23 protein-coding genes and 1 other annotated feature are annotated in these 20,793 nt (G+C 42.9%); of the genes, 18 read left to right on the forward strand and 5 right to left on the reverse strand.

Translation table 11 applies throughout. The features are described 5' to 3' along the window. The first annotated feature begins 87 nt into the window (after positions 1–87). From AC2YHV_RS00130 to AC2YHV_RS00195, 14 genes are all read left to right on the forward strand, one after another. A complete protein-coding gene (locus AC2YHV_RS00130) occupies positions 88–1,125 on the forward strand; it encodes a glyceraldehyde-3-phosphate dehydrogenase (RefSeq protein WP_057276696.1) in 1,038 nt (345 codons plus the stop codon). A 354-nt stretch (positions 1,126–1,479) separates the two neighbouring features. After that, positions 1,480–1,860: an adenosylmethionine decarboxylase gene (speD, locus tag AC2YHV_RS00135; protein WP_034311443.1), complete on the forward strand. Its 381-nt coding sequence runs from the start codon at positions 1,480–1,482 to the stop codon at positions 1,858–1,860. 269 nt (positions 1,861–2,129) lie between these two features. Next, positions 2,130–2,591 carry a transcriptional regulator NrdR gene (nrdR, locus tag AC2YHV_RS00140; RefSeq protein WP_034309080.1) on the forward strand — a complete coding sequence of 154 codons (462 nt, stop codon included), beginning with the start codon at positions 2,130–2,132 and terminating at the stop codon, positions 2,589–2,591. A 64-nt stretch (positions 2,592–2,655) separates the two neighbouring features. Continuing rightward, positions 2,656–4,068 carry a replication initiation and membrane attachment family protein gene (locus AC2YHV_RS00145; RefSeq protein ID WP_487372366.1) on the forward strand — a complete coding sequence of 471 codons (1,413 nt, stop codon included), beginning with the start codon at positions 2,656–2,658 and terminating at the stop codon, positions 4,066–4,068. Then, positions 4,055–4,993, forward strand: coding sequence for a primosomal protein DnaI (dnaI, locus tag AC2YHV_RS00150; protein WP_063575508.1), 939 nt, complete (start codon positions 4,055–4,057; stop codon positions 4,991–4,993). Before AC2YHV_RS00145 ends, dnaI begins: the two co-directional genes overlap by 14 nt. A gap of 121 nt (positions 4,994–5,114) precedes the next feature. After that, complete coding sequence (gene ytxC / locus AC2YHV_RS00155; RefSeq protein ID WP_063575509.1) at positions 5,115–5,975, forward strand: sporulation protein YtxC; 861 nt, start codon at positions 5,115–5,117, stop codon at positions 5,973–5,975. A 390-nt stretch (positions 5,976–6,365) separates the two neighbouring features. Beyond that, the gene (gene thrS, locus AC2YHV_RS00160) at positions 6,366–8,297 is read left to right on the forward strand and encodes a threonine--tRNA ligase (protein WP_048681177.1); all 1,932 of its coding nucleotides are present in this window, start codon (positions 6,366–6,368) and stop codon (positions 8,295–8,297) included. A 106-nt stretch (positions 8,298–8,403) separates the two neighbouring features. Continuing rightward, positions 8,404–8,574, forward strand: a complete 171-nt coding sequence (locus AC2YHV_RS00165; protein WP_156404335.1) for a hypothetical protein — start codon at positions 8,404–8,406, stop codon at positions 8,572–8,574. Positions 8,575–8,627: 53 nt separating this feature from the next. Beyond that, complete coding sequence (locus tag AC2YHV_RS00170; RefSeq protein ID WP_487372367.1) at positions 8,628–9,122, forward strand: N-acetyltransferase family protein; 495 nt, start codon at positions 8,628–8,630, stop codon at positions 9,120–9,122. Positions 9,123–9,249: 127 nt separating this feature from the next. Continuing rightward, positions 9,250–9,387: a sequence feature (ribosomal protein L20 leader region), on the forward strand. A 98-nt stretch (positions 9,388–9,485) separates the two neighbouring features. After that, positions 9,486–9,986 (forward strand): translation initiation factor IF-3, encoded by a 501-nt coding sequence (gene infC, locus AC2YHV_RS00175; protein ID WP_034309072.1) that lies wholly within the window; start codon positions 9,486–9,488, stop codon positions 9,984–9,986. Positions 9,987–10,020: 34 nt separating this feature from the next. After that, on the forward strand, positions 10,021–10,221 hold the full coding sequence (rpmI, locus tag AC2YHV_RS00180) for a 50S ribosomal protein L35 (protein WP_034309070.1): 201 nt from the start codon (positions 10,021–10,023) through the stop codon (positions 10,219–10,221). Positions 10,222–10,256: 35 nt separating this feature from the next. Further along, positions 10,257–10,616 (forward strand): 50S ribosomal protein L20, encoded by a 360-nt coding sequence (rplT, locus tag AC2YHV_RS00185; protein WP_034309067.1) that lies wholly within the window; start codon positions 10,257–10,259, stop codon positions 10,614–10,616. Between the two features lie 68 nt (positions 10,617–10,684). Beyond that, positions 10,685–10,960, forward strand: a complete 276-nt coding sequence (locus AC2YHV_RS00190) for a DUF1294 domain-containing protein (RefSeq protein ID WP_057276692.1) — start codon at positions 10,685–10,687, stop codon at positions 10,958–10,960. A gap of 60 nt (positions 10,961–11,020) precedes the next feature. Continuing rightward, positions 11,021–11,590, forward strand: coding sequence for a TVP38/TMEM64 family protein (locus AC2YHV_RS00195; protein ID WP_057276691.1), 570 nt, complete (start codon positions 11,021–11,023; stop codon positions 11,588–11,590). A 52-nt stretch (positions 11,591–11,642) separates the two neighbouring features. Here the strand turns inward: AC2YHV_RS00195 and AC2YHV_RS00200 are convergent, their stop codons facing one another. Beyond that, positions 11,643–12,023 (reverse strand): hypothetical protein, encoded by a 381-nt coding sequence (locus AC2YHV_RS00200; protein ID WP_048681192.1) that lies wholly within the window; start codon positions 12,021–12,023, stop codon positions 11,643–11,645. Positions 12,024–12,133: 110 nt separating this feature from the next. Here AC2YHV_RS00200 and AC2YHV_RS00205 point away from each other — a divergent pair, with 110 nt between their 5' ends. Continuing rightward, complete coding sequence (locus AC2YHV_RS00205; protein WP_098184823.1) at positions 12,134–12,622, forward strand: dUTP diphosphatase; 489 nt, start codon at positions 12,134–12,136, stop codon at positions 12,620–12,622. A 64-nt stretch (positions 12,623–12,686) separates the two neighbouring features. Further along, positions 12,687–13,772 carry a M42 family metallopeptidase gene (locus tag AC2YHV_RS00210; RefSeq protein ID WP_134783682.1) on the forward strand — a complete coding sequence of 362 codons (1,086 nt, stop codon included), beginning with the start codon at positions 12,687–12,689 and terminating at the stop codon, positions 13,770–13,772. Between the two features lie 61 nt (positions 13,773–13,833). Here AC2YHV_RS00210 and AC2YHV_RS00215 read toward each other — a convergent pair whose 3' ends face one another. The 4 genes from AC2YHV_RS00215 to AC2YHV_RS00230 form a co-directional block, all read right to left on the reverse strand. Beyond that, positions 13,834–14,538 (reverse strand): LutC/YkgG family protein, encoded by a 705-nt coding sequence (locus AC2YHV_RS00215; protein WP_487372500.1) that lies wholly within the window; start codon positions 14,536–14,538, stop codon positions 13,834–13,836. Continuing rightward, entirely contained in the window at positions 14,532–15,962 is a 1,431-nt protein-coding gene (locus AC2YHV_RS00220) for a LutB/LldF family L-lactate oxidation iron-sulfur protein (RefSeq protein WP_095390756.1), read from the reverse strand. The genes AC2YHV_RS00215 and AC2YHV_RS00220 overlap by 7 nt, the downstream gene beginning before the upstream one ends. Before the next feature lie 23 nt (positions 15,963–15,985). Then, positions 15,986–16,702, reverse strand: a complete 717-nt coding sequence (locus AC2YHV_RS00225; RefSeq protein ID WP_057276687.1) for a (Fe-S)-binding protein — start codon at positions 16,700–16,702, stop codon at positions 15,986–15,988. A gap of 181 nt (positions 16,703–16,883) precedes the next feature. Then, positions 16,884–17,615 (reverse strand): FadR/GntR family transcriptional regulator, encoded by a 732-nt coding sequence (locus tag AC2YHV_RS00230; protein WP_057276686.1) that lies wholly within the window; start codon positions 17,613–17,615, stop codon positions 16,884–16,886. 255 nt (positions 17,616–17,870) lie between these two features. Between AC2YHV_RS00230 and AC2YHV_RS00235 the strand changes: the two genes are divergently transcribed. Together AC2YHV_RS00235 and AC2YHV_RS00240 are read left to right on the forward strand one after the other, a co-directional pair. After that, positions 17,871–19,559 (forward strand): L-lactate permease, encoded by a 1,689-nt coding sequence (locus tag AC2YHV_RS00235; RefSeq protein WP_487372368.1) that lies wholly within the window; start codon positions 17,871–17,873, stop codon positions 19,557–19,559. A gap of 73 nt (positions 19,560–19,632) precedes the next feature. After that, positions 19,633–20,745, forward strand: a complete 1,113-nt coding sequence (locus AC2YHV_RS00240; protein ID WP_487372369.1) for a PucR family transcriptional regulator — start codon at positions 19,633–19,635, stop codon at positions 20,743–20,745. Positions 20,746–20,793: the final 48 nt, after the last annotated feature.

A 20,793-nucleotide genomic window follows, 5' to 3' on the forward strand; every position in this document is an offset into this window, starting at 1 on the left:
ATTAGCACAATTCCTCTGAATTATGTTATACTAATTACATGTGAAAGGTAATAAGTATAACACTAATATTTCTGGAGGGTCCGAACAATGAATTCAAGAATAGCGATTAACGGATTTGGGAGAATTGGAAGAATGGTTTTCCGAAAAGCCATATTAGACGAGAGTTTGGACATTGTTGCCATAAATGCAAGCTATCCAGCTGAAACTTTAGCACACTTACTAAAATATGATACGATACATGGTAAATTCGACGGTATCATTATAGCTGAAGATGATTCACTAGTAGTGAATGGCCGCCAAGTAAAACTAATAAATAACCGCGATCCAAAGCTATTGCCTTGGAAAGAGATGAACATAGATATTGTAATTGAAGCCACTGGCAAATTCAATGATCGTTCTAAAGCGGCTCTTCATTTAGACGCAGGAGCAAAAAGAGTAATATTATCAGCCCCGGGTAAAAATGAAGACGTTACCATTGTAATGGGAGTGAATCAGGAGGTGCTGGAAATTGACAAGCATTTCGTCATATCCAATGCATCTTGTACAACGAACTGCCTTGGACCTGTTGCAAAAGTGCTTGATGAAAAATTCGGCATAAACAACGGTTTAATGACAACGATACATTCTTATACAAATGATCAAAATAATATCGATAACCCGCACAAAGACTTGAGACGTGCCCGTGCCGCTGCGGAAAGCATGATTCCTACGACTACAGGAGCTGCAAAAGCCATCTCACTAGTGTTGCCGCAATTAAAAGGCAAACTTCATGGAATGGCGATACGCGTACCGACACCAAACGTATCTTTAGTCGATCTTGTTGTGGATTTGAACCGTGATGTCACGATTGAAGAAGTGAACCAAGCCTTCATCGACGCTTCAGAAAATGAACTCAAAGGAATCATGGAATTCACGATGGAACCTTTAGTTTCCAGTGATTTCAAAACGAATCCACACTCTGCAATCATCGATGGATTGACAACGATGATGATCGGGGACAGGAAAGTGAAGGTCCTTGCTTGGTATGATAATGAGTGGGGTTACTCCAACCGTGTAGTGGACCTTGTAAAATTGGTTGGCTCCGAGTTGAAAAAAATGTCCGAAGTCGAATTATCAGTAAAATAAAATGAAAAATCCGAGCCTGCTAAAATTTTTTAGCGGGCTATTTTTCATGCAGTGATCCATGAATTCCCGGCTGCTTTATGGCACTGAATAAAAAAAGACGGAATTTGCTCCACATTGGAACCTTCGCTATATCCCCATTACATATAAAGTTTATCTTTCCAAAAATTCAATTTGGAGTTGCAAAAAAAATTCAAACCATATATACTATGAATCGTGAACTTCTTCAAAACAGTTTGCATGATGGCTACTTAAAGGGTTAGGACCTCTTTGGACTAACTTTCCCCCGTGGTAGTTATCAGAACTTATTTTTAAATCATGGTAAGGGGGAAGCTTAATATGGAAACAGCTTACACTATGGAAACAATGGGTAGACATGTCATTTCTGAACTTTGGGGTTGTGACTTTGAAAAACTGAACAATATCGATTTAATTGAAAAGATTTTTGTTGACGCTGCTTTGAAATCAGGTGCAGAGGTACGAGAAGTTGCCTTTCACAAATTTGCTCCACAAGGAGTCAGCGGGGTTGTCATCATTTCTGAATCACACTTAACGATTCACAGTTTTCCAGAACACGGCTATGCGAGCATTGATGTCTATACATGCGGTAACTTGGATCCGAATATTGCGGCAGATTATATTGCAGAAGCTTTGAATGCGCAAACACGTGAAAACATAGAATTACCACGTGGATTAGGTCCTGTACAAATGAAAAAAGCCAATATAAGTGCCCTATAAAAAAATGTATACACAGAGATGCCATGGGTGCATCTCTTTTTTAATGCAATGAATCGGCAGTCTGATTCACTTTATTGGAGAGGATTGCCTTGAAGCACAATGCTATTGGCAACGGTGCTTCAACGGCAGAACAAAAAGTGCCTGCTGCCGGAAGTTACACTTTTTACTTGTACTGTCCGTTCCTTTTAATATAAGATTAAGATAGAGAAGTAATTCCTTGGGGAACATTTAGATAGGGGAGTCCTACATAAAATACGGAGCTGATAATGATGAAATGCCCATCATGTCAATATAACGGAACAAGAGTGCTCGATTCCAGGCCAGTCGATGAAAGTAAATCGATTCGACGACGCCGTGAATGTGAGGCATGTGGTTTTCGATTCACGACATTTGAAAAGGTGGAGGAAACACCACTTATTGTAGTGAAAAAGGGCGGGACACGTGAAGAGTTCAGTCGTGATAAAATCCTGCGTGGCTTAATCAGGGCTTGCGAAAAACGTCCGGTTCCCTTGAAAGAACTAGAGCAAATTACCAGTTATGTAGAAAAAGAACTACGCAACCAGGGCATATCGGAAGTGAAAAGCGACAGTGTCGGCGAAATGGTAATGGACAAGCTGGCAGAAGTCGATGAGGTTGCCTATGTAAGGTTCGCATCCGTCTATCGACAATTTAAAGATATCAATGTCTTTATTGATGAACTGAAAGATTTAATAAATAAAGAAAGAAAGTAGAGCTGAAGATTCACTTTGGCTCTTTTTTCACTACATCTTTTGAAAGGTTTGAATGGAGATGTCAATGCATTGGCAAGAATTGCTCCCAGCTGATTCATATTTGGTCTCATCTGCGGGGCTGCTTCATGATTATGATCGGAAAATACTTACCCGACTATATCAACCTCTTATTGGACCTATCTGCATTAGCCTATATATGACGTTATGGAGTGAGTTGGAGGAAAACAGGCTATGGTCGGAAACCTCCTCGCATTATCAATTAATGAATACCATCGGCCTTAAGTTAGGTGATATTTACGAAGCACGCCTTTTACTTGAAGGAATCGGCCTGTTGAATGTATATAAGAAATCGAAAAATGAAACGAAGGAATTTATTTATGAGTTAAACCCGCCGCTTTCACCCCAGCAGTTTTTCACGGATGGAATGCTGAATATTTACTTATACAAAAAAATCGGTAAAGCTCAATTCAATCGGTTAAAGAGGTTCTTTTGTGATGACCATATCTTAACCGATCAATATGAAGGTGTGACTAAATCTTTTGCGGAAGTATTCTCATCAGACCATTTGGACTCTTTATATGTAACGGATGAAGCGAAAAACGAATGGAAACCGGTGCCTGAACAGCAATACATCGATCGGGCGGAAGGCGTTGAGCCATCGGGGTTTGATGACTTATTCGATTTTGACCTTTTATTTGCCGGGATGAAATCCTCGATTGTGCCGAAAAAGGCTTTTACTCCTAAAATAAAAAGTACGATTGCCAAACTCGCTTTTTTATATGGCATTGATCCGCTGGAAATGCAAAAACTAGTAATGGATGCCGTTTCATTGGATGATGAGATTGATGAGGAATTGCTTAGAAAGGCGGCAAGGGACTGGTACCAGATCGAACGGCAGGCCGATATGCCTTCCCTTGTCAATCGGGTGCAGCCAATTCGTGAACGGACACAAAAAGAAGAACCGAAAACAAAGGAACAAGAGTTAATCCGTCATTTGGAGACGATTTCCCCGAGGGAGCGGCTGATGCAATTGTCTGGCGGTGCAGAGCCGTCAAGCGGTGATTTGAAAGTGGTTGAGGGCGTGATGATCAACCAAAAGCTGAATCCGGGTGTCGTCAATGTCTTGATTGAATATGTCATGCTCAAAACGGATATGAAGTTCACGAAAGGTTATGTGGAAAAGCTGGCAGGCCATTGGGCACGGCTAAAGGTCTCAACAGTCGTCGAGGCGATGGAACTGGCCAAAAATGAACATAGGAAATATCAGGACTGGGCTCAAGGAAGCAGGAATTCTGCGAAGGGCAGCCGGAAAAAGGCGATACGGGAAGAAGTGGTTCCTGAGTGGCTTGAGAAAAAAGAAGAAGCACAGCAGGAGCAGAATGCGGAACAGCCTGAATTGGATGCCCAAAAACGCGAACTTCTGGAGAAATGGAAGCTGTGGAAAGCGGGAGGTGAAATGAACGATGGAAAAGATTAATAGGTCCCTTAATAAATTGGCCAATACAAATCAATTTCAACAGCGTTATGAAAAGCTGAAACAGGAGATTTTTGAAAACGAACAAGTGCGGTTATTCATGAATGCCAACAGCTCGACGGTCACGAAGGAAATGATTGATAAAAACTTGGGGAAGCTTTATGAGTTCACTTCACAGAGCAATAAGTGTGATAAATGTCCGAGCTTGGATGGCTGCATCAATATGATGCAAGGGTATTATCCTAAATTGGTGGTGCAAGGAAAAGCCCTGAACCTGCATTATGAAGTCTGCCCGAGGAAATTGGCAGAGGATGAAAAGCGGAAACGGGAAAAGCTGATCCGCAGCCTGTATGTACCGAAGGATATTTTAAAGGCCAGCATTGAAGATTTTACCCAAACGGATAATGAAAACAAACGCTTGTCTGTCCTAAGTAAAGCGATGTCGTTCATTATGGAATATGAGCCGGGTAAAAGGCAAAAAGGCTTGTATATATATGGGAAATTCGGTGTTGGGAAAACGTACTTATTAGGTGCGATCGCCAATGAACTTGCAAAAAGGCAAATTTCCTCCCTTATTGTCTATGTACCTGACTATTTGAGGGAACTTAAGGGATCGATAGGTGATAATACGGTCAATGAAAAAATTGAAATGGTGAAAACGGCACCTATCCTCATGCTTGATGATATTGGAGCGGAATCCATGACGAGCTGGGGACGCGATGAGGTTTTTGGTCCGATTTTGCAATTTAGGATGCTGGAAAACCTGCCGACATTTTTCACTTCGAATTTTGATATGAATGGCCTGGAGAACCACCTGACCTTTTCACAGCGCGGTGAGAAAGAAGAAGTGAAGGCGGCCCGGGTACTGGAAAGAATTCAATATTTAGCTGAGCCGGTCAAGCTTGATGGCGTGAATCGGAGAAGATGAAGAAAAGTGGTCTCTTAATGGAGGTCACTTTTTTCTTCTTACAAGGCCCATCCTACTTCTAAACACGTCCCCATCCCCATATACATGAAAAAAGAAGCAAGGGGGAAGGGGGGATGTCGTAGTGCAAATTTTGTTTCAAAATGATTCAGAGGCAATGAAATTACTGAATTTCGTTTCTGTCCATCCACTGGGGGCAGAATTTCAAGCATATATTCGATTTATTCCGCAACAAGGCATGCACGTGGATATAACGGAATCTTCAGGTGATGAATGGCTAATTCTGCTTCGTGATGCATTCCATTCTTTTTTATTGGAAGAAAAGACGCTTCCTGTTCTGGAGCAAATTATAGTCGGTAAATTTTTTTATAGGGAACGGGAAGAAATTGAAGCCATCATTGAAATTGCATCATCCATCATCGAGGCGGAAAGAGCCAGGAATCAAGATGGAGCATTCAGTACGGAGAAACGATTGATTGAGGAAGGACTTCAAAGCATCTTGGCTGGAAAGGTATCTTTTTCATTCGATTCTTTTACGACCTTCCGTTTAAAATCGTTTCAGCACACTTTGGAAAAGTATGTCGTCAAGGCGATTGATGAATATAAGCTGGAACAGGACTATCAAAATTTCATTGCTACGCTCCGTGATTGCCTTCAAGGGCAGGAGACGAAATTAAGAAAGCTTCACCTTGTCAACCGGGACGGTTTTCACTTCTATGATCAGAAATTCAGCAAACTCGACCGTCCAAAAATCAATAGTATGATTGACAGGAGGCTTCTTGCCAAAAGCTCACTTTTTCTCGATACGGTGATACTTGCCCCGCTTTTATCGATTGCTCCTGAAAACTTGTGCATATATACCGATGACAAGGAAGAGGGGCTCATCCAGACCATTTCAAGGATTTTCGAAGAACGGGCGACTATCTTGCCACTTTCATCATTTTCTATGCAGTTGAATGAACTTTCGTGGAAAAAAGAAAATTAACCTTGATTTTCAACGTATAACAAATTATAATTTCCTACATACTATTAAAAAACTAAAAGTTATGATGAGGACAAGGGTATTCTAGTCGCCGATTATCAGAGAGGGAAGCCAACAGGCTGTAAGCTTCCTATTCGCATGGAACACTTACCACCTTTAAACTTCGGCTCGGAAAGCAGGCATTCTGCGAATATGAGCTGACGGGAAGCTGCCGTTACCAAGTTACAAGTGCCATTTTGCCGTGAAAAGCAAGCTGGAACGAGGGTGGAACCGCGGGTTAATGATATTTATTACTAAGCTCGTCCCTGTTTTATACAGGGGCGGGCTTTTTTGTGTTGTAATGGAATCAAAAACCTGTAATTTGTTCGAACAAATAAGAAGGAGTGAAACTGAATGTCAGAACTACTGAAAATATCTTTTCCTGACGGAGCGGTCAAGGAGTTTGCTAAAGGCACAACAACTGAAGACATCGCTGCATCCATCAGTCCTGGTTTAAGGAAAAAATCCATTGCCGGAAAATTCAATGGTGAATTATATGATTTAAAACGTCCGATTGAACAAGATGGTACAATCGAAATCGTCACTCAGGACGCAGCGGATGCTCTTGAAGTATTGCGTCACAGTACAGCGCACTTGATGGCACAAGCGATCAAACGTTTGTACAAAAACGCTAAATTCGGCGTAGGGCCAGTCATTGAAGGCGGCTTTTACTATGATATGGATCTAGAGGAATCATTGACTCCTGAAGACCTTCCATTGATTGAAAAAGAAATGAAGAAAATCGTCAACGAAAACTTGGCAATCTCCCGCATCGAAGTGAGTCGTGATGAAGCGATTTCCCGTTTTAAAGAAATCGGCGACGAATATAAATTGGAATTGATCGATGCGATTCCTGCCGATCAGCAGGTAACACTGTATGAGCAGGGTGAATTCTTTGACCTTTGTCGTGGAATTCATGTTCCATCAACTGGGAAAATCAAAGAGTTCAAGCTATTGAGCATCGCTGGAGCATACTGGAGAGGCGATAGCAAAAACAAAATGCTTCAACGCATTTACGGTACGGCTTTCTATAAAAAAGAAGATTTGGCCGAACACCTGCGTCTCCTTGAAGAAGCCAAGGAACGTGACCATCGTAAAATCGGCAAAGAACTAAACTTGTTCATGAGCTCACAGAAAGTGGGGCAAGGGCTGCCGATGTGGTTGCCAAAAGGCGCGACAATTCGCCGTACAATCGAAAGATATATCGTGGATAAGGAAGAACGTTTAGGCTATGACCATGTCTACACACCTGTAATGGGAAGCGTGGACCTTTATAAAACATCCGGACACTGGGATCATTACCAGGACGGCATGTTCCCGGTCATGGAGATGGAAAACGAACAGCTTGTCCTGCGTCCGATGAACTGTCCGCATCACATGATGGTCTATAAAAACAGCATCCACAGCTACCGCGAACTGCCAATCCGGATTGCCGAGCTAGGCTTGATGCACCGCTATGAAATGTCAGGTGCCCTTTCAGGCCTTCAGCGTGTACGTGGGATGACATTGAATGATGCGCACATTTTCGTTCGCCCCGACCAAATCAAAGAAGAGTTCAAGCGTGTTGTGAACCTTGTTCTGGAAGTTTATAAAGATTTCGATATCAAGGATTATTCATTCCGTCTGTCTTATCGCGATCCTCAGGATACAGAAAAATACTTCGATGATGATGACATGTGGGAAAAAGCGCAAAGCATGTTAAAAGGCGCCATGGATGAGCTTGGTCTTGATTACTTTGAAGCGGAAGGTGAAGCGGCATTCTACGGTCCTAAGCTTGATGTTCAGGTGCGTACTGCCTTAGGGAAAGATGAAACGCTTTCCACTGTTCAGCTTGATTTCTTGCTTCCTGAACGTTTTGACCTTAATTACGTCGGTGAGGACGGCAAGCAGCACCGTCCGGTTGTTATCCACCGCGGCGTCGTTTCCACAATGGAACGTTTTGTCGCTTACTTGATTGAAGAATACAAGGGGGCATTCCCTACTTGGCTTGCACCTATCCAAGCACAGGTGATCCCGGTTTCACCTGAAGTGCACTTGGATTATGCGAAAGAAGTACAGGAAAAACTTAAAGCGCAAGGCATTCGTGTCGACCTGGATACACGTGACGAGAAAATCGGTTACAAAATCCGTGAAGCGCAAATGCAAAAAATCCCGTATATGCTGGTCGTTGGAGACAATGAAGCCAAAGAAGGCAGCGTGAATGTACGTAAATACGGTGAACAAAAATCCGAAACGATCGCATTTGAAGATTTCGTTTCAGCGATTAAGGCGGAAGTGAGCCGTTAATAGCAAAAAGAGGGGCACATATAGTTGTGTCCCTCTTTTTAATCATGGCATGATAAAATGAAACCATCATGTGAAAATATGTACAGCAATGAAAAGGAGAGGCAGCATGAAAAAGAAATTTACTTATCTATTCGGACCGACATTCCTTGTCATCATCATCTTATTGTTATTGGATGATTATCGACAATATGCCATCGTCCCGGTCCTGCTTTTTTGGATAGTCCTATTTTCTTGGGACACCATTGAGAAAAAGAAAAAGGCGAAAGAAGACTCTTAACATGTGATGGCTTCGGCCAGTATGGACTGTAACTAAAGGGGGAATGGGGATAAATGGAGATTAGAAGGGCTTTAAGGAAAGACGCGGGTAAATTGGCTGCTCTGTTCAATCATGTAGAAGATTCCGGGTATATGCTGTTTAACCCTGGGGAAAGAAAAGCTACGGCGAAACAAATGGAAAAGCAATTGGAGCAAATCGAAAAAAATCCCCTTTCCATTGTCCTCGTTTCCGCTAGCGGCAATGAGTTGACTGGTTACCTAATCTTATTGGGCAATCAGATGGGCCGAACGAGGCATTCCGCCAAAATCGTCATCGGCATCCATGAAAAGGGTAGAGGAAAAGGTATCGGTACGAAGCTATTTCAGAAAATGGAGGAGCATGCACGGACTAACGAAATACGGCGCCTGGAATTGTCCGTTATTGCAAACAACGCCCCTGCGCTTTCCTTGTATCATAAGATGGGGTTCGAAAAGGAAGGAATAAAGCGGGAATCACTGTTTTTTGATGGAAAGTATCATGATGAATATTTTCTGTCCAAATTACTTTAAAAAACGTATTGTCAAATAACTGAATGTCTGATAATATTAATTTTGTTGTGAAAAACGAATAAAATTTAGCATTTGACAAGTCATCAGTGTTTATGATATATTTCTAAAGTGAATTGAATACGTGTTTGATGAAAAGAAGAAGCACCCGCTTCTCACCTGGTTGACGCAAACAATGCAGTTAACAGGTCATGATTTGATTATTTGGATCTTTCTGAATGAGTCTATCAAGTGTGGGTGCAACATGCATCCACACTTTTTTATTATGATTATATCCTGTAAGCGAGTTGTGAGCGTGACCGAATTTATTCAAATATTCGTATTCGCCAATATCTTTGGAGGTGGCTAACTATTAGTAAAGACGCGATGGTAAACGAGGGCATCCGAGCCCGTGAAGTTCGTCTTATTGACCAAAACGGAGAACAACTTGGAATTAAAACGAAATTCGAAGCATTGGAAATTGCCGCTCGTGTAAATCTTGATCTAGTTTTAGTTGCTGCAAATGCAAAGCCTCCGGTAGCCCGGATCATGGACTACGGAAAACACCGCTTCGAGCAGCAAAAGAAAGACAAGGAAGCACGTAAAAATCAAAAAGTCATCAGTCTGAAAGAGGTTCGTTTGAGCCCGACGATTGAAGAGCATGATTTCAATACGAAGCTTCGCAACGGTATTAAATTCCTTGAAAAAGGCGATAAAGTAAAAGCTTCTATCCGATTCAAAGGACGTGCCATTACGCATAAGGAAATTGGTCAACGTGTACTCGTTCGTTTTTCTGAAGCATGTAAAGAAGTGGCTACAATCGAGCAACACCCAAAAATGGACGGGCGCAGCATGTTCATTATCTTAGCACCGAAAAACGAAAAGTAATTGTAAAGTAATTTGTAATGAGGAGGAATACCTTATGCCTAAAATGAAAACTCACCGCGGATCTGCTAAACGTTTCAAAAAGACTGGATCCGGCAAACTTAAGCGTTCTAACGCTTACACAAGCCATTTATTTGCTAACAAATCTACTAAGCAAAAGCGTAAGCTTCGCAAAGCTAGCCTTGTAAGCAAAGGTGACTTCAAACGTATTCGTCATATGCTAGACAACATTAAATAAGTTCGATTTATCGAGTTAAATAGGAGGGAAATAACATGCCACGTGTAAAAGGCGGTACTGTTACTCGCAAACGTCGTAAAAAGGTAATAAAATTAGCTAAAGGTTACTATGGCGCGAAACATATTCTTTTCAAAGTAGCTAACCAACAAGTAATGAAGTCAGGAAACTATGCTTTCCGTGACCGTCGTCAAAAGAAACGTGATTTCCGCAAACTTTGGATCACTCGTATCAACGCTGCAGCACGCATCAACGGTCTTTCTTACAGCCGTTTAATGCATGGCCTAAAGCTTGCTGGTATCGAAGTGAACCGCAAAATGCTTGCTGATCTTGCTGTTGCTGACGAACAAGCTTTTGCTCAATTAGCAACTGCTGCTAAACAACAATTAGACAAATAAGTCTGACTGATACCGCCACTCTCTTTTCAAGAGGGTGGCTTTTTACATATTTAAAGGAGGGAATGGGAATGCAAGGAGTATGGTTCATTGCTGCTTATATGATCATCACGAACATCATCGGTTTTGCCTTAATGGGAATCGACAAAAGGAAAGCGCGTAATGGGGAGTACCGGATCAGCGAAAAGACACTATGGTTTTGGGCTGTCATAGGAGGAGGGACTGGGTCCTTTTTGGGGATGAAGCAATTCCGCCATAAGACGAAGCATGCCGCTTTTAAGTGGGGTCTGCCTATATTGATGATTCTGCAGATAGGCTTATTGATTAAGGTATTCATTCAATTGTAATAAGTAGCCCGTATAGTGTATATGCTTGTAGAAGCAGCAAAGAGTAGCTGGAGGGAGAGCATGAATGATAAACTGACACTTGTGATGAGCTACGTTCAATCTGGAAGCGTGTTTGCACCGTTGATTTTTATCACTTTTCATTTATTAAGGCAATTTTTATTCATTCCCGTCATTGTGGTTTGCATGTCTGGAGGAGTATTATTCGGGGCTGCTTTTGGAACCATCTATTCGGTAATCGGTTTGACGCTTTCCAGCATGGCCTTTTATTTCGTGATAGGCAAATTTCCGAAAACAAAGGAAAGGCTGCTGCGGCTTAAGAATAAGCTGTTTGGTAACCGAAAACTGAACAGCCGGCAAATTGCAGTACTCAGGCTAATACCATTCATACACTTTTATTTATTGTCGCTTTGTTTATTGGAATCCAATAAAGGGCTGAAAAATTATTTTTACCTATCCTTCATGACCAATCTTCCTGTAGCATTCGTATACACTGTTTTTGGCCACTATATTGCAGATTTCAGTCCCACGCTGATCGTCATCATTTTATTATCCTTAACCTTATTGATCTATTTATTGAGAGAGAAGCAGACGGTCGTCCCCTGGAAGGAATTTTTTCGTTCAGATGATTAATATAGAGCCTTGAGTCCATTTTCCTCAAGGCTCTTCATTATGCGTGATTTTTTCAATTTTGTAAGAACTCCTTGACCGGGCTCTTCCAATCAATAACGGCATCCGGGTATTGTTTTTTTATGGCTGCCTCGATTTTCAAGAAATCATTTCGCTTCAAGCCTTTCAGTCCTGCCACTTTTTTAGGCCAAATGAAGATGGAGATGACCTCGAAGGAGCGTTCCGTCGTCCCTAAATACTTTTCCCCTTCAAACATCACCCCGTTGTACGTCAATAAAAAATTCTTTCGTATATTGGCTGTATCGTCGAGCAGAAAGAATTTTTTCTGTTCATGTGCCAGCTCTAATTTTCTTTTCGGATTAAATAGGTATTTAATGACTGTATAGATTAAGAAAATGATGAGAGCCAAAAGAATGAACCGCATGATCAATACCATGGAGATACCTCCTTAAACAGAGTGATTCCCTTTCATTTACGTATGGGTTTTTAATAAGTTTCATTTATTTGATATAATTTAGGGGAAGACGAAGGAAAGAAGTGATGAAAATGAACATAAGTAAATTAATGGAAATGCAGGCGGCTTTGGATGAGCATATACAATCCAAGCATGATTTGGGTGCGGAAGACTTGGTGGAACGGAAGATACTTGCTCTTTTAGTGGAGCTTGGAGAGCTTGCCAATGAAACAAGATGTTTTAAATTCTGGAGCCTTAAAGGACCCTCTGATAAAGAAACGATTTTGGCTGAATATGTGGATGGCATTCATTTCATTTTGTCACTCGGCATCGAACGGGGTTTTGTACCGGAAGTTCCATCTGCCCTAAAGATGCATCAGGAGGATTTGACAGTTCAATTTACTGCCATTTACGGCTACATCAGTGAATTTCGCACACAGTTGACAGGTTCATCTTACCAAAAGGTTTTTACTGCGTATTTACATTTAGGGGAGTTGCTCGGATTTTCGGCAGCGGATGTGGAAAAAGCATATGTAAGCAAAAATGAAGTCAATTACGAAAGGCAAAAGCAAGGCTACTGATTGTTTATGAAATCGTTTGTCTGTATAATTATTCTTGTAATGTAAGTTATAAGGAGGTAAGGGAATGGCTCAATTGGATGAAACGTTAAAGATGCTTGCTGACTTAACGGATGCTAAAGGCATTGCAGGAAATGAAAGTGAAGTAAGAAAAGTGATGACCGAATACATAACACCATTTGCGGATGAAATATCGACAGATGGGCTGGGAAGTTTGATCGCCAAGAAAACGGGAGATGAAAACGGACCGAAAATCATCGTTACCGGGCATATGGACGAAGTCGGTTTCATGATCACCCAAATTGATGATAAGGGATTTTTGCGTTTTCAGCCGGTAGGGGGCTGGTGGTCACAGGTAATGCTGGCCCAGCGCGTGACGATCGTTACGGGTAAAGGTGATATAACGGGCATTATCGGTTCCAAGCCGCCACATATCCTGTCAGCGGAAGCGCGGAAGAAGCCGATTGATATTAAGGATATGTTCATTGATATTGGTGCATCCAGCAAAGAAGAGGTTAAGGAATGGGGCGTCAAGCCGGGGGATATGGTTGTGCCATATTTTGAATTCACGGTTATGAATAATGAAAAGATGCTGCTCGCCAAAGCCTGGGACAATCGAATTGGCTGTGCAATCGCCATTGATGTGCTTAAACAGCTGAAAGACAGCGACCATCCTAACGTAGTTTATGGAATTGGCGCAGTGCAAGAAGAGGTCGGCCTGCGTGGCTCCAAAACATCCACATTCAAAATTCAGCCGGATATCGGTTTTGCCGTCGATGTCGGCATTGCTGGTGATACACCGGGGGTTTCCGAAAAAGAAGCGATGAGCAAGATGGGGGAAGGCCCGCAAATCGTCATCTATGATTCATCGATGGTGGCACATAAGGGATTACGCGATTTCGTCACCGACACGGCTGATGAAATGAATATTCCTTATCAATATGAATCGATTCCTGGCGGCGGGACGGATGCAGGCTCCATCCATTTAACGGCAAATGGTGTTCCCGCCCTGGCGATCACAATTGCCACACGCTACATTCATTCACACGCAGCAATGCTTCACAGGGATGATTATGAGAATGCAGTCAAGCTCATTGTCGAAGTGATTAAACGCCTCGATCGCGAAGCGGTTGATCGGATCATTTACGAGTAATATAGTAATTTAAAAATGGAGAGGCCTAATATAGGTCCTCTCCATTTTCTTTTTCTTATTTCTACTTGTCTTCGACAATTATATAGACGGCTTTGATGGGTCCATGGACGCCGACGACAAGGTCCATTTCAATATCAGCCGAATTGCTCGGCCCTGTTATGAAATTGATGCAGGAAGGAACGACTTCGCCCCGGGTAACTTTTGAACGGATGGCCGCAGCAGCCTGGGTCATTCGCGGAACGATGGTGCTTTTCGGAATGATGGAAACATGGCAGGAAGGAAGGAAGCTGATGGAACGGCCGTGATCCTTGTCGCTGAACAAGACGACGGTCGCTGATTCTGCTAGTGTCATCTCACTGAATGTGATTCCGATGTTAGCACATTCTGCTTTTTCGATATTTTCATTCCCGGCTTGGTGATCCCATATATGGACATCATTTTCCTTTAAGATGCCCTCTAACCCATACTCGGAAAATCGACCGTCCTTAGGGATGATCACGGGTCCGTTTCCAAGTTCCTCGATCACCTTTGTTAAGCAATACACCACTTGCTTGGAGTCGGTAAGGTGAAATTGAGTATGCACCCGTTTACATTGCTCCTTCAATTCCGCGACAAGATCATTTTGTGTCGCATGTTTCAAAACTTCTTTTTGGGGGGCATGCTTCCATTCCGGAACGGAGATGCCTTCCGTAATAGGAGCCCTTCCCAGGTTTTTGGCTATATTGTTTAAAAATTCCCCTTCATTATGGATGGTTCCATTCATGATGGTTTCCCTCCTTTTTCCCGATTTTTGAACCAGTCCCGAAAGCTCTCTTTCCCTGGAGCAGGGAACTCGCGGCTTTCTGTCCAAGTTTTGAGCGGTCCCGGGCCTTTCGAGATGATATCCCCCGTTTTAAAAGGTGACATCGCTGATGGGGCCATTTTGGAGCCGAATTTATAAAGCATAGGCGATGCCGCACCAATCCCAAAGGCCTTCATGGCCATCTTTTCTGAAAACGGCGCCATTTTTTCCTTTTCAACGATGACTTCACGATGTTTCCTCAGTAAATCGTGGAGAGGAATCTTTACCGGACAGGCATCTGTACAGGCTGCACAAAGAGTGGAGGCATACGGCAGTTCCTTGAAATCATCATATCCTCCGAGTAAGGGTGAAAGCACAGCGCCGATTGGTCCGGGGTAAATTGAACCATATGAATGACCGCCAACCTGGCGATAGACCGGGCAGACATTTATACAGGCAGCACAGCGAATGCATTGAAGAACGGATTGAAACTCAGTTCCTAAGATGGAGGAGCGTCCATTATCCACGATCACAAGGTGAAACTCCTCGGGTCCGTCTACATCACCTTCATCACGCGGACCGGTAAGTGCGGTGATGTAACTGGTCAATCTTTGGCCGACAGCGCTTCTTGTCAATAAGCTGACAAGGACTTCGAATTCATCGAATGTAGGTACAAGCCGTTCCATTCCCATCACGGTGATTTGCGTTTTTGGGAGGGCAGTGACCAAATCGGCATTTCCTTCATTCGTCACCAATCCGATCGAGCCCGTTTCCGCAATCGCAAAATTACAGCCGGTAATGCCCACATCGGCGCTTAAGAAATCTTTCCGCAGAATGCCCCGCACATGGGCGGTAAGCTCTTCCGGTTTTTCGGTTTGCGTATAGGCAAGCTTTTCTTTAAAAACATCCCTGATCTGTTCTTTATTTTTATGGAGCGCAGGTGCTACGATATGGGAAGGGGGATCATGATCATCCACTTGTAAAATGTATTCTCCAAGGTCCGTTTCAACGACATCGAGGCCAACTGCCTCAAGAGTTGCATTCAAATTGATCTCTTCCGTAACCATCGATTTGGATTTAACGACCTTTTTGGCATTCTTTTTTACAATGACATCCTTAATGTAGCCGCTTGCTTGTTCAGCGGTTTCAGCGAAGAAGACATGACCGCCCCTTTTCGAAACGTTTTCGGCAAGCTGGTGCAAATAGAAATCAAGGTTACTGAGCACATGCTGCCGAATTTCTTCCCCAAGGGAACGCCAATCCTCCCAGCTTCCCAATTCATCAACGGCAGTCAGCCGCCGTCCGTGTAATCGTTCTTGGGCACTGGATACGGCCAATCGCATAAAGTCATTATGTATTCCTTCATCCACCCGGTCTTTAAATTTGGCAGAGCTGGTTTTCATAGCCATAAGTTTTTCCCTCCTCGCTTTCTTTAAATGCTATTCAGGACTTCCGCAATGTGAAGGACCTTCACCGGTTGCCCCTTCCTTTGGATCCGTCCGCCGATATTCATCAAACATCCTGCATCCCCGCCGATTAAAAAGTCGGCACCGGTTTCTTCAATATTGCATACCTTCTCCTCGACCATTTGTCCGGAAATGTCACCCATCTTAACCGAAAAGGTCCCCCCGAACCCGCAGCAGTTTTGGGCATCCGGAAGTGGTGTCATTTCCAGCCCCCTGACATGGCTTAATAAAATGGCAGGTGCTTCCTTCACCTTAAGCAGCCGTGTCATATGGCATGAAGTATGATAAGTGGCCTTTCCCTTGAGGGTAGCCCCGACGTCGGTCACTTTTAAGACATCCACGATGAATTGGGACAATTCATATGTTTTAGCCGCTAATGATGCCGCTTTCTTTTCCCATACGGCATCACCTTTGAAAAGTACCGGATATTCTTTGAACATCGCTGCACAGGAACCGGAAGGGGTTACGACGTATTCAGCATCCGCGAACGTTTTAATCATCTTTTTCATTGCTTCCTTCGATTCCTTCGTATACCCGCTATTATATGCCGGCTGTCCGCAGCATATCTGGGACTCCGGGAAATCGATCTCACAGCCTAATCTCTCGAGTAGCTCCACTGTCGCTTTGCCGACATTGGATTGAAACAAATCCACTAAACATGTTGCAAAGAGAGTAACTTTCAATCTGAACTCCTCCTTTTTCAAAATAGGTTAACAGGTCATCTGATGACCAGAAAATGGAAAAAGGAAATGGCTAAGAGAAGATACCAATTTCCAAGATTTTTTAAATGAAGTAATCGTTTTCAAAATAATATATCAATTTAATCCTTTTTTGTATAGGGTATTTTTGAAATTTAAAGGAATGTCAATGATTCTTTTGCTGATTTTTTTGGATGACCCGGTCCAGCGATTCCTCGACGCTTTGAAGATGAAACAGCATGGCACTGCGGGCTCCGTCCTCATCCTGTGCCACGATTGCATCATATATCCTGACATGCTGCTGGTAAAGCTGCTTGAGTGTCATCTCTTCGGAATAAAGCGCAGCCCGACGGATATCACGCATCTTTTCCGTCATTAATTCTGAAACATGATTCATCAATGTAATCAGCAACTCATTTTGTGATGCATTTGCCACGGCAACATGGAAGGAGATATCCGCTTTATCACTAAGTTCTTCATCATCCGAGACCTTTTCCATATTAAAAAGCATGTCCTTAAGTTCGATAAGGTTTTCTTCCGTTCTCTTCTTCGCTGCCACTTCCGCCGTACCGGACTCAAGGATTTTCCGGACTTCCAGTAAATGCTTGATATTGTCTTGATCCATCAAAAGGGCGGCAGACAAGGGGTGGTTCATGATGGCGGGGTCGAAGGTTTTGACGAATGTTCCTTCACCTTGTTTTATTTCAATAAGGCCCATTGAACTCAATGCACTTAATGCTTCGCGGATGGCCGGGCGCCCGACTTGGAAATTTTCCGCAAGCTGCTGAATGGAATCCAATTGTTCACCTGGTTTCAGGCTGCCTGACCGAATCATTTCATAAAGTTCATCGCTGACTTCTTCATAAATTTTTTTCGGCTTTATTTTTTTATATACCAAGTAGTAGCACCTCTATTTTCTATGAGTTTCTCTAGTTAATATTATATAACACAAATGATCTTTGACACTTCCAGAAGAGTTAAAAAATCAACAAAAAATAAAAAAAATCTTGCTTTTATATTTTCAATCATTTAATTTAAATGAGTACTCATCAAGTCATCTGATGACTTTGAATATTTGGATATGTAAGGGGTTTCAATTAGCGTTTGATTTCTGAATTTTTAAAAAAGTCAATAGTAAAAGGAGTCGAAATGAATGACATGGACACAAAACTTTACACCTATCACCGATAATTTAGTTTTATCATCTCTTGCCGCACTCATTCCAATTCTTTACTTCTTCTGGGCGCTTACCATCAAACGCATGAAAGGTTACATGGCAGGTATAACGACGTTGCTTGTAGCTCTTGCAGTGGCTGTATTGATATATGGAATGCCTGCAGGAAAAGCAGTGATGTCCGCTTCACAAGGAGGCGTATATGGGCTGCTCCCAATTGGATGGATAATCATCACTTCCGTATTTTTGTACAAGATGACTGTTAAAAGCGGGCAATTCAATATCATTCGTTCTTCTGTGCTTTCGCTTACGGAAGACCGGCGCCTCCAGGCATTATTGGTGGCATTTTCTTTCGGGGCCTTTTTAGAAGGTGCTGCGGGATTTGGAGCGCCGGTCGCCATTTCAGCCGCGCTTTTAGTCGGTCTCGGCTTTAATCCGCTATATGCAGCCGGGATTTGTTTGATCGCGAATACCGCTCCCGTAGCGTTCGGGGCGGTCGGAATACCGATCATCGCCATGGAAGGCCCTACTGGCATAGCGGCCATGGAGATTTCCAAAATGGTCGGCCGCCAATTGCCATTCCTTTCTGCTTTCATTCCGCTTTATCTCATTTTAATCATGACTGGGTGGAAAAGGTCGCTTGAGGTTTTGCCGGCAATTTTGGTTTCCGGAATTTCCTTTGCCATCACACAATACTTAAGTTCGAATTTTCTTGGGCCCGAATTACCCGACATCCTATCCGCGTTAGTGTCACTGTTTGCTTTGGCGATTTTCCTTAAATTCTGGAAACCTAAGACGATCTTTCGCTTTGCATCAGAGGAAACGGCAGCTGCTGTCGAGCCATTATATACAGCCGAAGCGGAAACAAAATACACGAAATGGCAGATATTCTATGCTTGGTCACCATTCCTTCTGTTAACGCTTTTCATCACAATATGGGGGATGAACCCAATAAAGCCGGCACTATCCGGACATTATGAAGGCAACAATGTGCTGCTTGGCGGAATCAATGAAATCGGGAAACTATTAACCTTCCAAATCGAAGTTCCAGGTCTGCATAATGAGATAATCGGAAGTAATGGATTGCCGATTGCTGCTTTTTATAAAATAGAACTGCTCGGAGCAGCCGGGACGGCCATTTTACTGGCTGCCATCGTAACGAAGTTCATCGCACACATGTCTTCAAAAGACTTTTATGGCACCTTTGTTGAAGCGATGAAAGAGTTGGCCAAACCAATCTTGATGATTTCTACCGTGGTTGCTTTTGCTTATGTGACGAATGCTTCAGGCATGTCGACAACATTAGGGATGACCCTGGCAAAATCGGGTGATTTATTTCCGTTCTTCGCACCTGTTCTCGGCTGGCTAGGTGTGTTCATTACCGGATCGGATACATCAGCCAACCTCTTATTTGGCAGTCTGCAGAAAGTGACTGCGCTTAAAGTGGGGATGGAACCGGTTCTGGCACTGGCGGCGAACTCTTCTGGAGGGGTCACCGGAAAGATGATTTCCCCCCAATCGATAGCGATAGCTTGTGCTGCCGTAGGATTGGCGGGCAGGGAATCGGAATTATTGAGATTCACGCTTAAACATAGCTTATTTTTATTGCTGCTTGTTTGTGTGATTACCTTCTTGCAAAATGGCGTCCTTTCCTGGATGATTCCATAAGTAGAATGAGGCTCCCTTTTCATCGGGGAGCCTCGAAATATTTTCAAGTCCATTCAAAAAAGGAGGACATATCATGCAATTGGCAGCTGTTGCAGGGAAATTGGTGCATGAGGTTCGAAAACTGATTGATGAGGAGATCATCATTATTGACCATGCCGGCATGATTATCGCCAGCACCGATGGCAGCCGTATTGGATCTTTTCATGAAGGAGCCATCCACGCTTTCAACAATCGTGAGAAATTGATCATCAATAAACAGGATGAACGAAGTTGGAAAGGAGTGAAGGCAGGGATAAACCTGCCTATTTTCTTTAATCAGGAAGCCGTTTGTGTCATTGGAATTACAGGTGACCCCAAACATGTTTCCCCTTATGCGGAACTATTAAAAAAGATGACGGAGATGTTCATTCAGGAAAGCTATCATATTGAACAAGCAGAATCCCAATCACGTCTGATGGAATTCTTTGTATTTGAATGGCATCAGCTGCAGACGTTCAATGAGCACTTCCTTCAGAAGGCCAAGTTACTTGGGGTCGATGTTCATGCGGACCGGATCATCACCCTTGGTGAATTCAAGACTGAGGAAATCATTGAACCTCATGTATGGAGAACGCTTCAGATATTCATAAGACAGCAGCATCCCAATGACATCGCAGTACGTTGGGGGAGGAACCGATTCGTCATTCTTTCAATGGCCGATTTCATCGGTTCAAAAAACCAGCAATATATGAAACTAAGTAAACTGCAAAAAAAGCTGGAAGAGAGTTCGGGTTATAAAGTGTGTGCAGGAGTTAGTTCGCGTGCATCAGGATCCGCTTTCAGGTCAGCGTTTTTTAAAGCGGAACGTTCCTTGAAAATCGCGTCTTCTTCATCAGGTATCATATTTGACGAGGACTTGAAACTTGAGGTCCTGCTTGATGAAGTTACCGCTGAAACAAGACAGGAATATTTATCCCGGACGATTCAGGAGTTGCTACCTAATGAGGAGCTGCTTAAAACCCTTACCATGTATTTTGCATGTGATCTATCTTTAAAAGAGACGGCTAGAGCCCTGCATATCCAGATCAATACCCTCCATTACAGGCTCAAGCGCATTGAGGATTTGACCCGGCTGAACCCTAGGAAGCCAGCCGATTTAGTCATGATGTATCTAGCATTAAGTGTATTGGATAAACATACAAATTAATTCTATGAAAAGCTCAAAACTTTATATGTTCATACATAGAAGGCCGAG

The sequence above is a fragment of the Peribacillus sp. SRI_006 genome (genome assembly GCF_057586375.1).

What these genes read in the sequence shown, in the direction of transcription:
- AC2YHV_RS00195 (WP_057276691.1), top strand. Translation starts at nt 11,021, where the DNA reads ATGAATGATAAACTGACACTTGTGATGAGCTACGTTCAATCTGGAAGC.
- AC2YHV_RS00220 (WP_095390756.1), bottom strand. Translation starts at nt 15,962, where the DNA reads ATGGCTATGAAAACCAGCTCTGCCAAATTTAAAGACCGGGTGGATGAA.
- AC2YHV_RS00190 (WP_057276692.1), top strand. Translation starts at nt 10,685, where the DNA reads ATGCAAGGAGTATGGTTCATTGCTGCTTATATGATCATCACGAACATC.
- AC2YHV_RS00145 (WP_487372366.1), top strand. Translation starts at nt 2,656, where the DNA reads ATGCATTGGCAAGAATTGCTCCCAGCTGATTCATATTTGGTCTCATCT.
- dnaI (WP_063575508.1), top strand. Translation starts at nt 4,055, where the DNA reads ATGGAAAAGATTAATAGGTCCCTTAATAAATTGGCCAATACAAATCAA.
- rpmI (WP_034309070.1), top strand. Translation starts at nt 10,021, where the DNA reads ATGCCTAAAATGAAAACTCACCGCGGATCTGCTAAACGTTTCAAAAAG.
- nrdR (WP_034309080.1), top strand. Translation starts at nt 2,130, where the DNA reads ATGAAATGCCCATCATGTCAATATAACGGAACAAGAGTGCTCGATTCC.
- AC2YHV_RS00210 (WP_134783682.1), top strand. Translation starts at nt 12,687, where the DNA reads ATGGCTCAATTGGATGAAACGTTAAAGATGCTTGCTGACTTAACGGAT.
- speD (WP_034311443.1), top strand. Translation starts at nt 1,480, where the DNA reads ATGGAAACAATGGGTAGACATGTCATTTCTGAACTTTGGGGTTGTGAC.
- infC (WP_034309072.1), top strand. Translation starts at nt 9,486, where the DNA reads ATGGTAAACGAGGGCATCCGAGCCCGTGAAGTTCGTCTTATTGACCAA.
- AC2YHV_RS00205 (WP_098184823.1), top strand. Translation starts at nt 12,134, where the DNA reads ATGAACATAAGTAAATTAATGGAAATGCAGGCGGCTTTGGATGAGCAT.
- AC2YHV_RS00170 (WP_487372367.1), top strand. Translation starts at nt 8,628, where the DNA reads ATGGAGATTAGAAGGGCTTTAAGGAAAGACGCGGGTAAATTGGCTGCT.
- thrS (WP_048681177.1), top strand. Translation starts at nt 6,366, where the DNA reads ATGTCAGAACTACTGAAAATATCTTTTCCTGACGGAGCGGTCAAGGAG.
- AC2YHV_RS00235 (WP_487372368.1), top strand. Translation starts at nt 17,871, where the DNA reads ATGACATGGACACAAAACTTTACACCTATCACCGATAATTTAGTTTTA.
- AC2YHV_RS00130 (WP_057276696.1), top strand. Translation starts at nt 88, where the DNA reads ATGAATTCAAGAATAGCGATTAACGGATTTGGGAGAATTGGAAGAATG.
- rplT (WP_034309067.1), top strand. Translation starts at nt 10,257, where the DNA reads ATGCCACGTGTAAAAGGCGGTACTGTTACTCGCAAACGTCGTAAAAAG.
- AC2YHV_RS00240 (WP_487372369.1), top strand. Translation starts at nt 19,633, where the DNA reads ATGCAATTGGCAGCTGTTGCAGGGAAATTGGTGCATGAGGTTCGAAAA.
- AC2YHV_RS00200 (WP_048681192.1), bottom strand. Translation starts at nt 12,023, where the DNA reads ATGGTATTGATCATGCGGTTCATTCTTTTGGCTCTCATCATTTTCTTA.
- AC2YHV_RS00165 (WP_156404335.1), top strand. Translation starts at nt 8,404, where the DNA reads ATGAAAAAGAAATTTACTTATCTATTCGGACCGACATTCCTTGTCATC.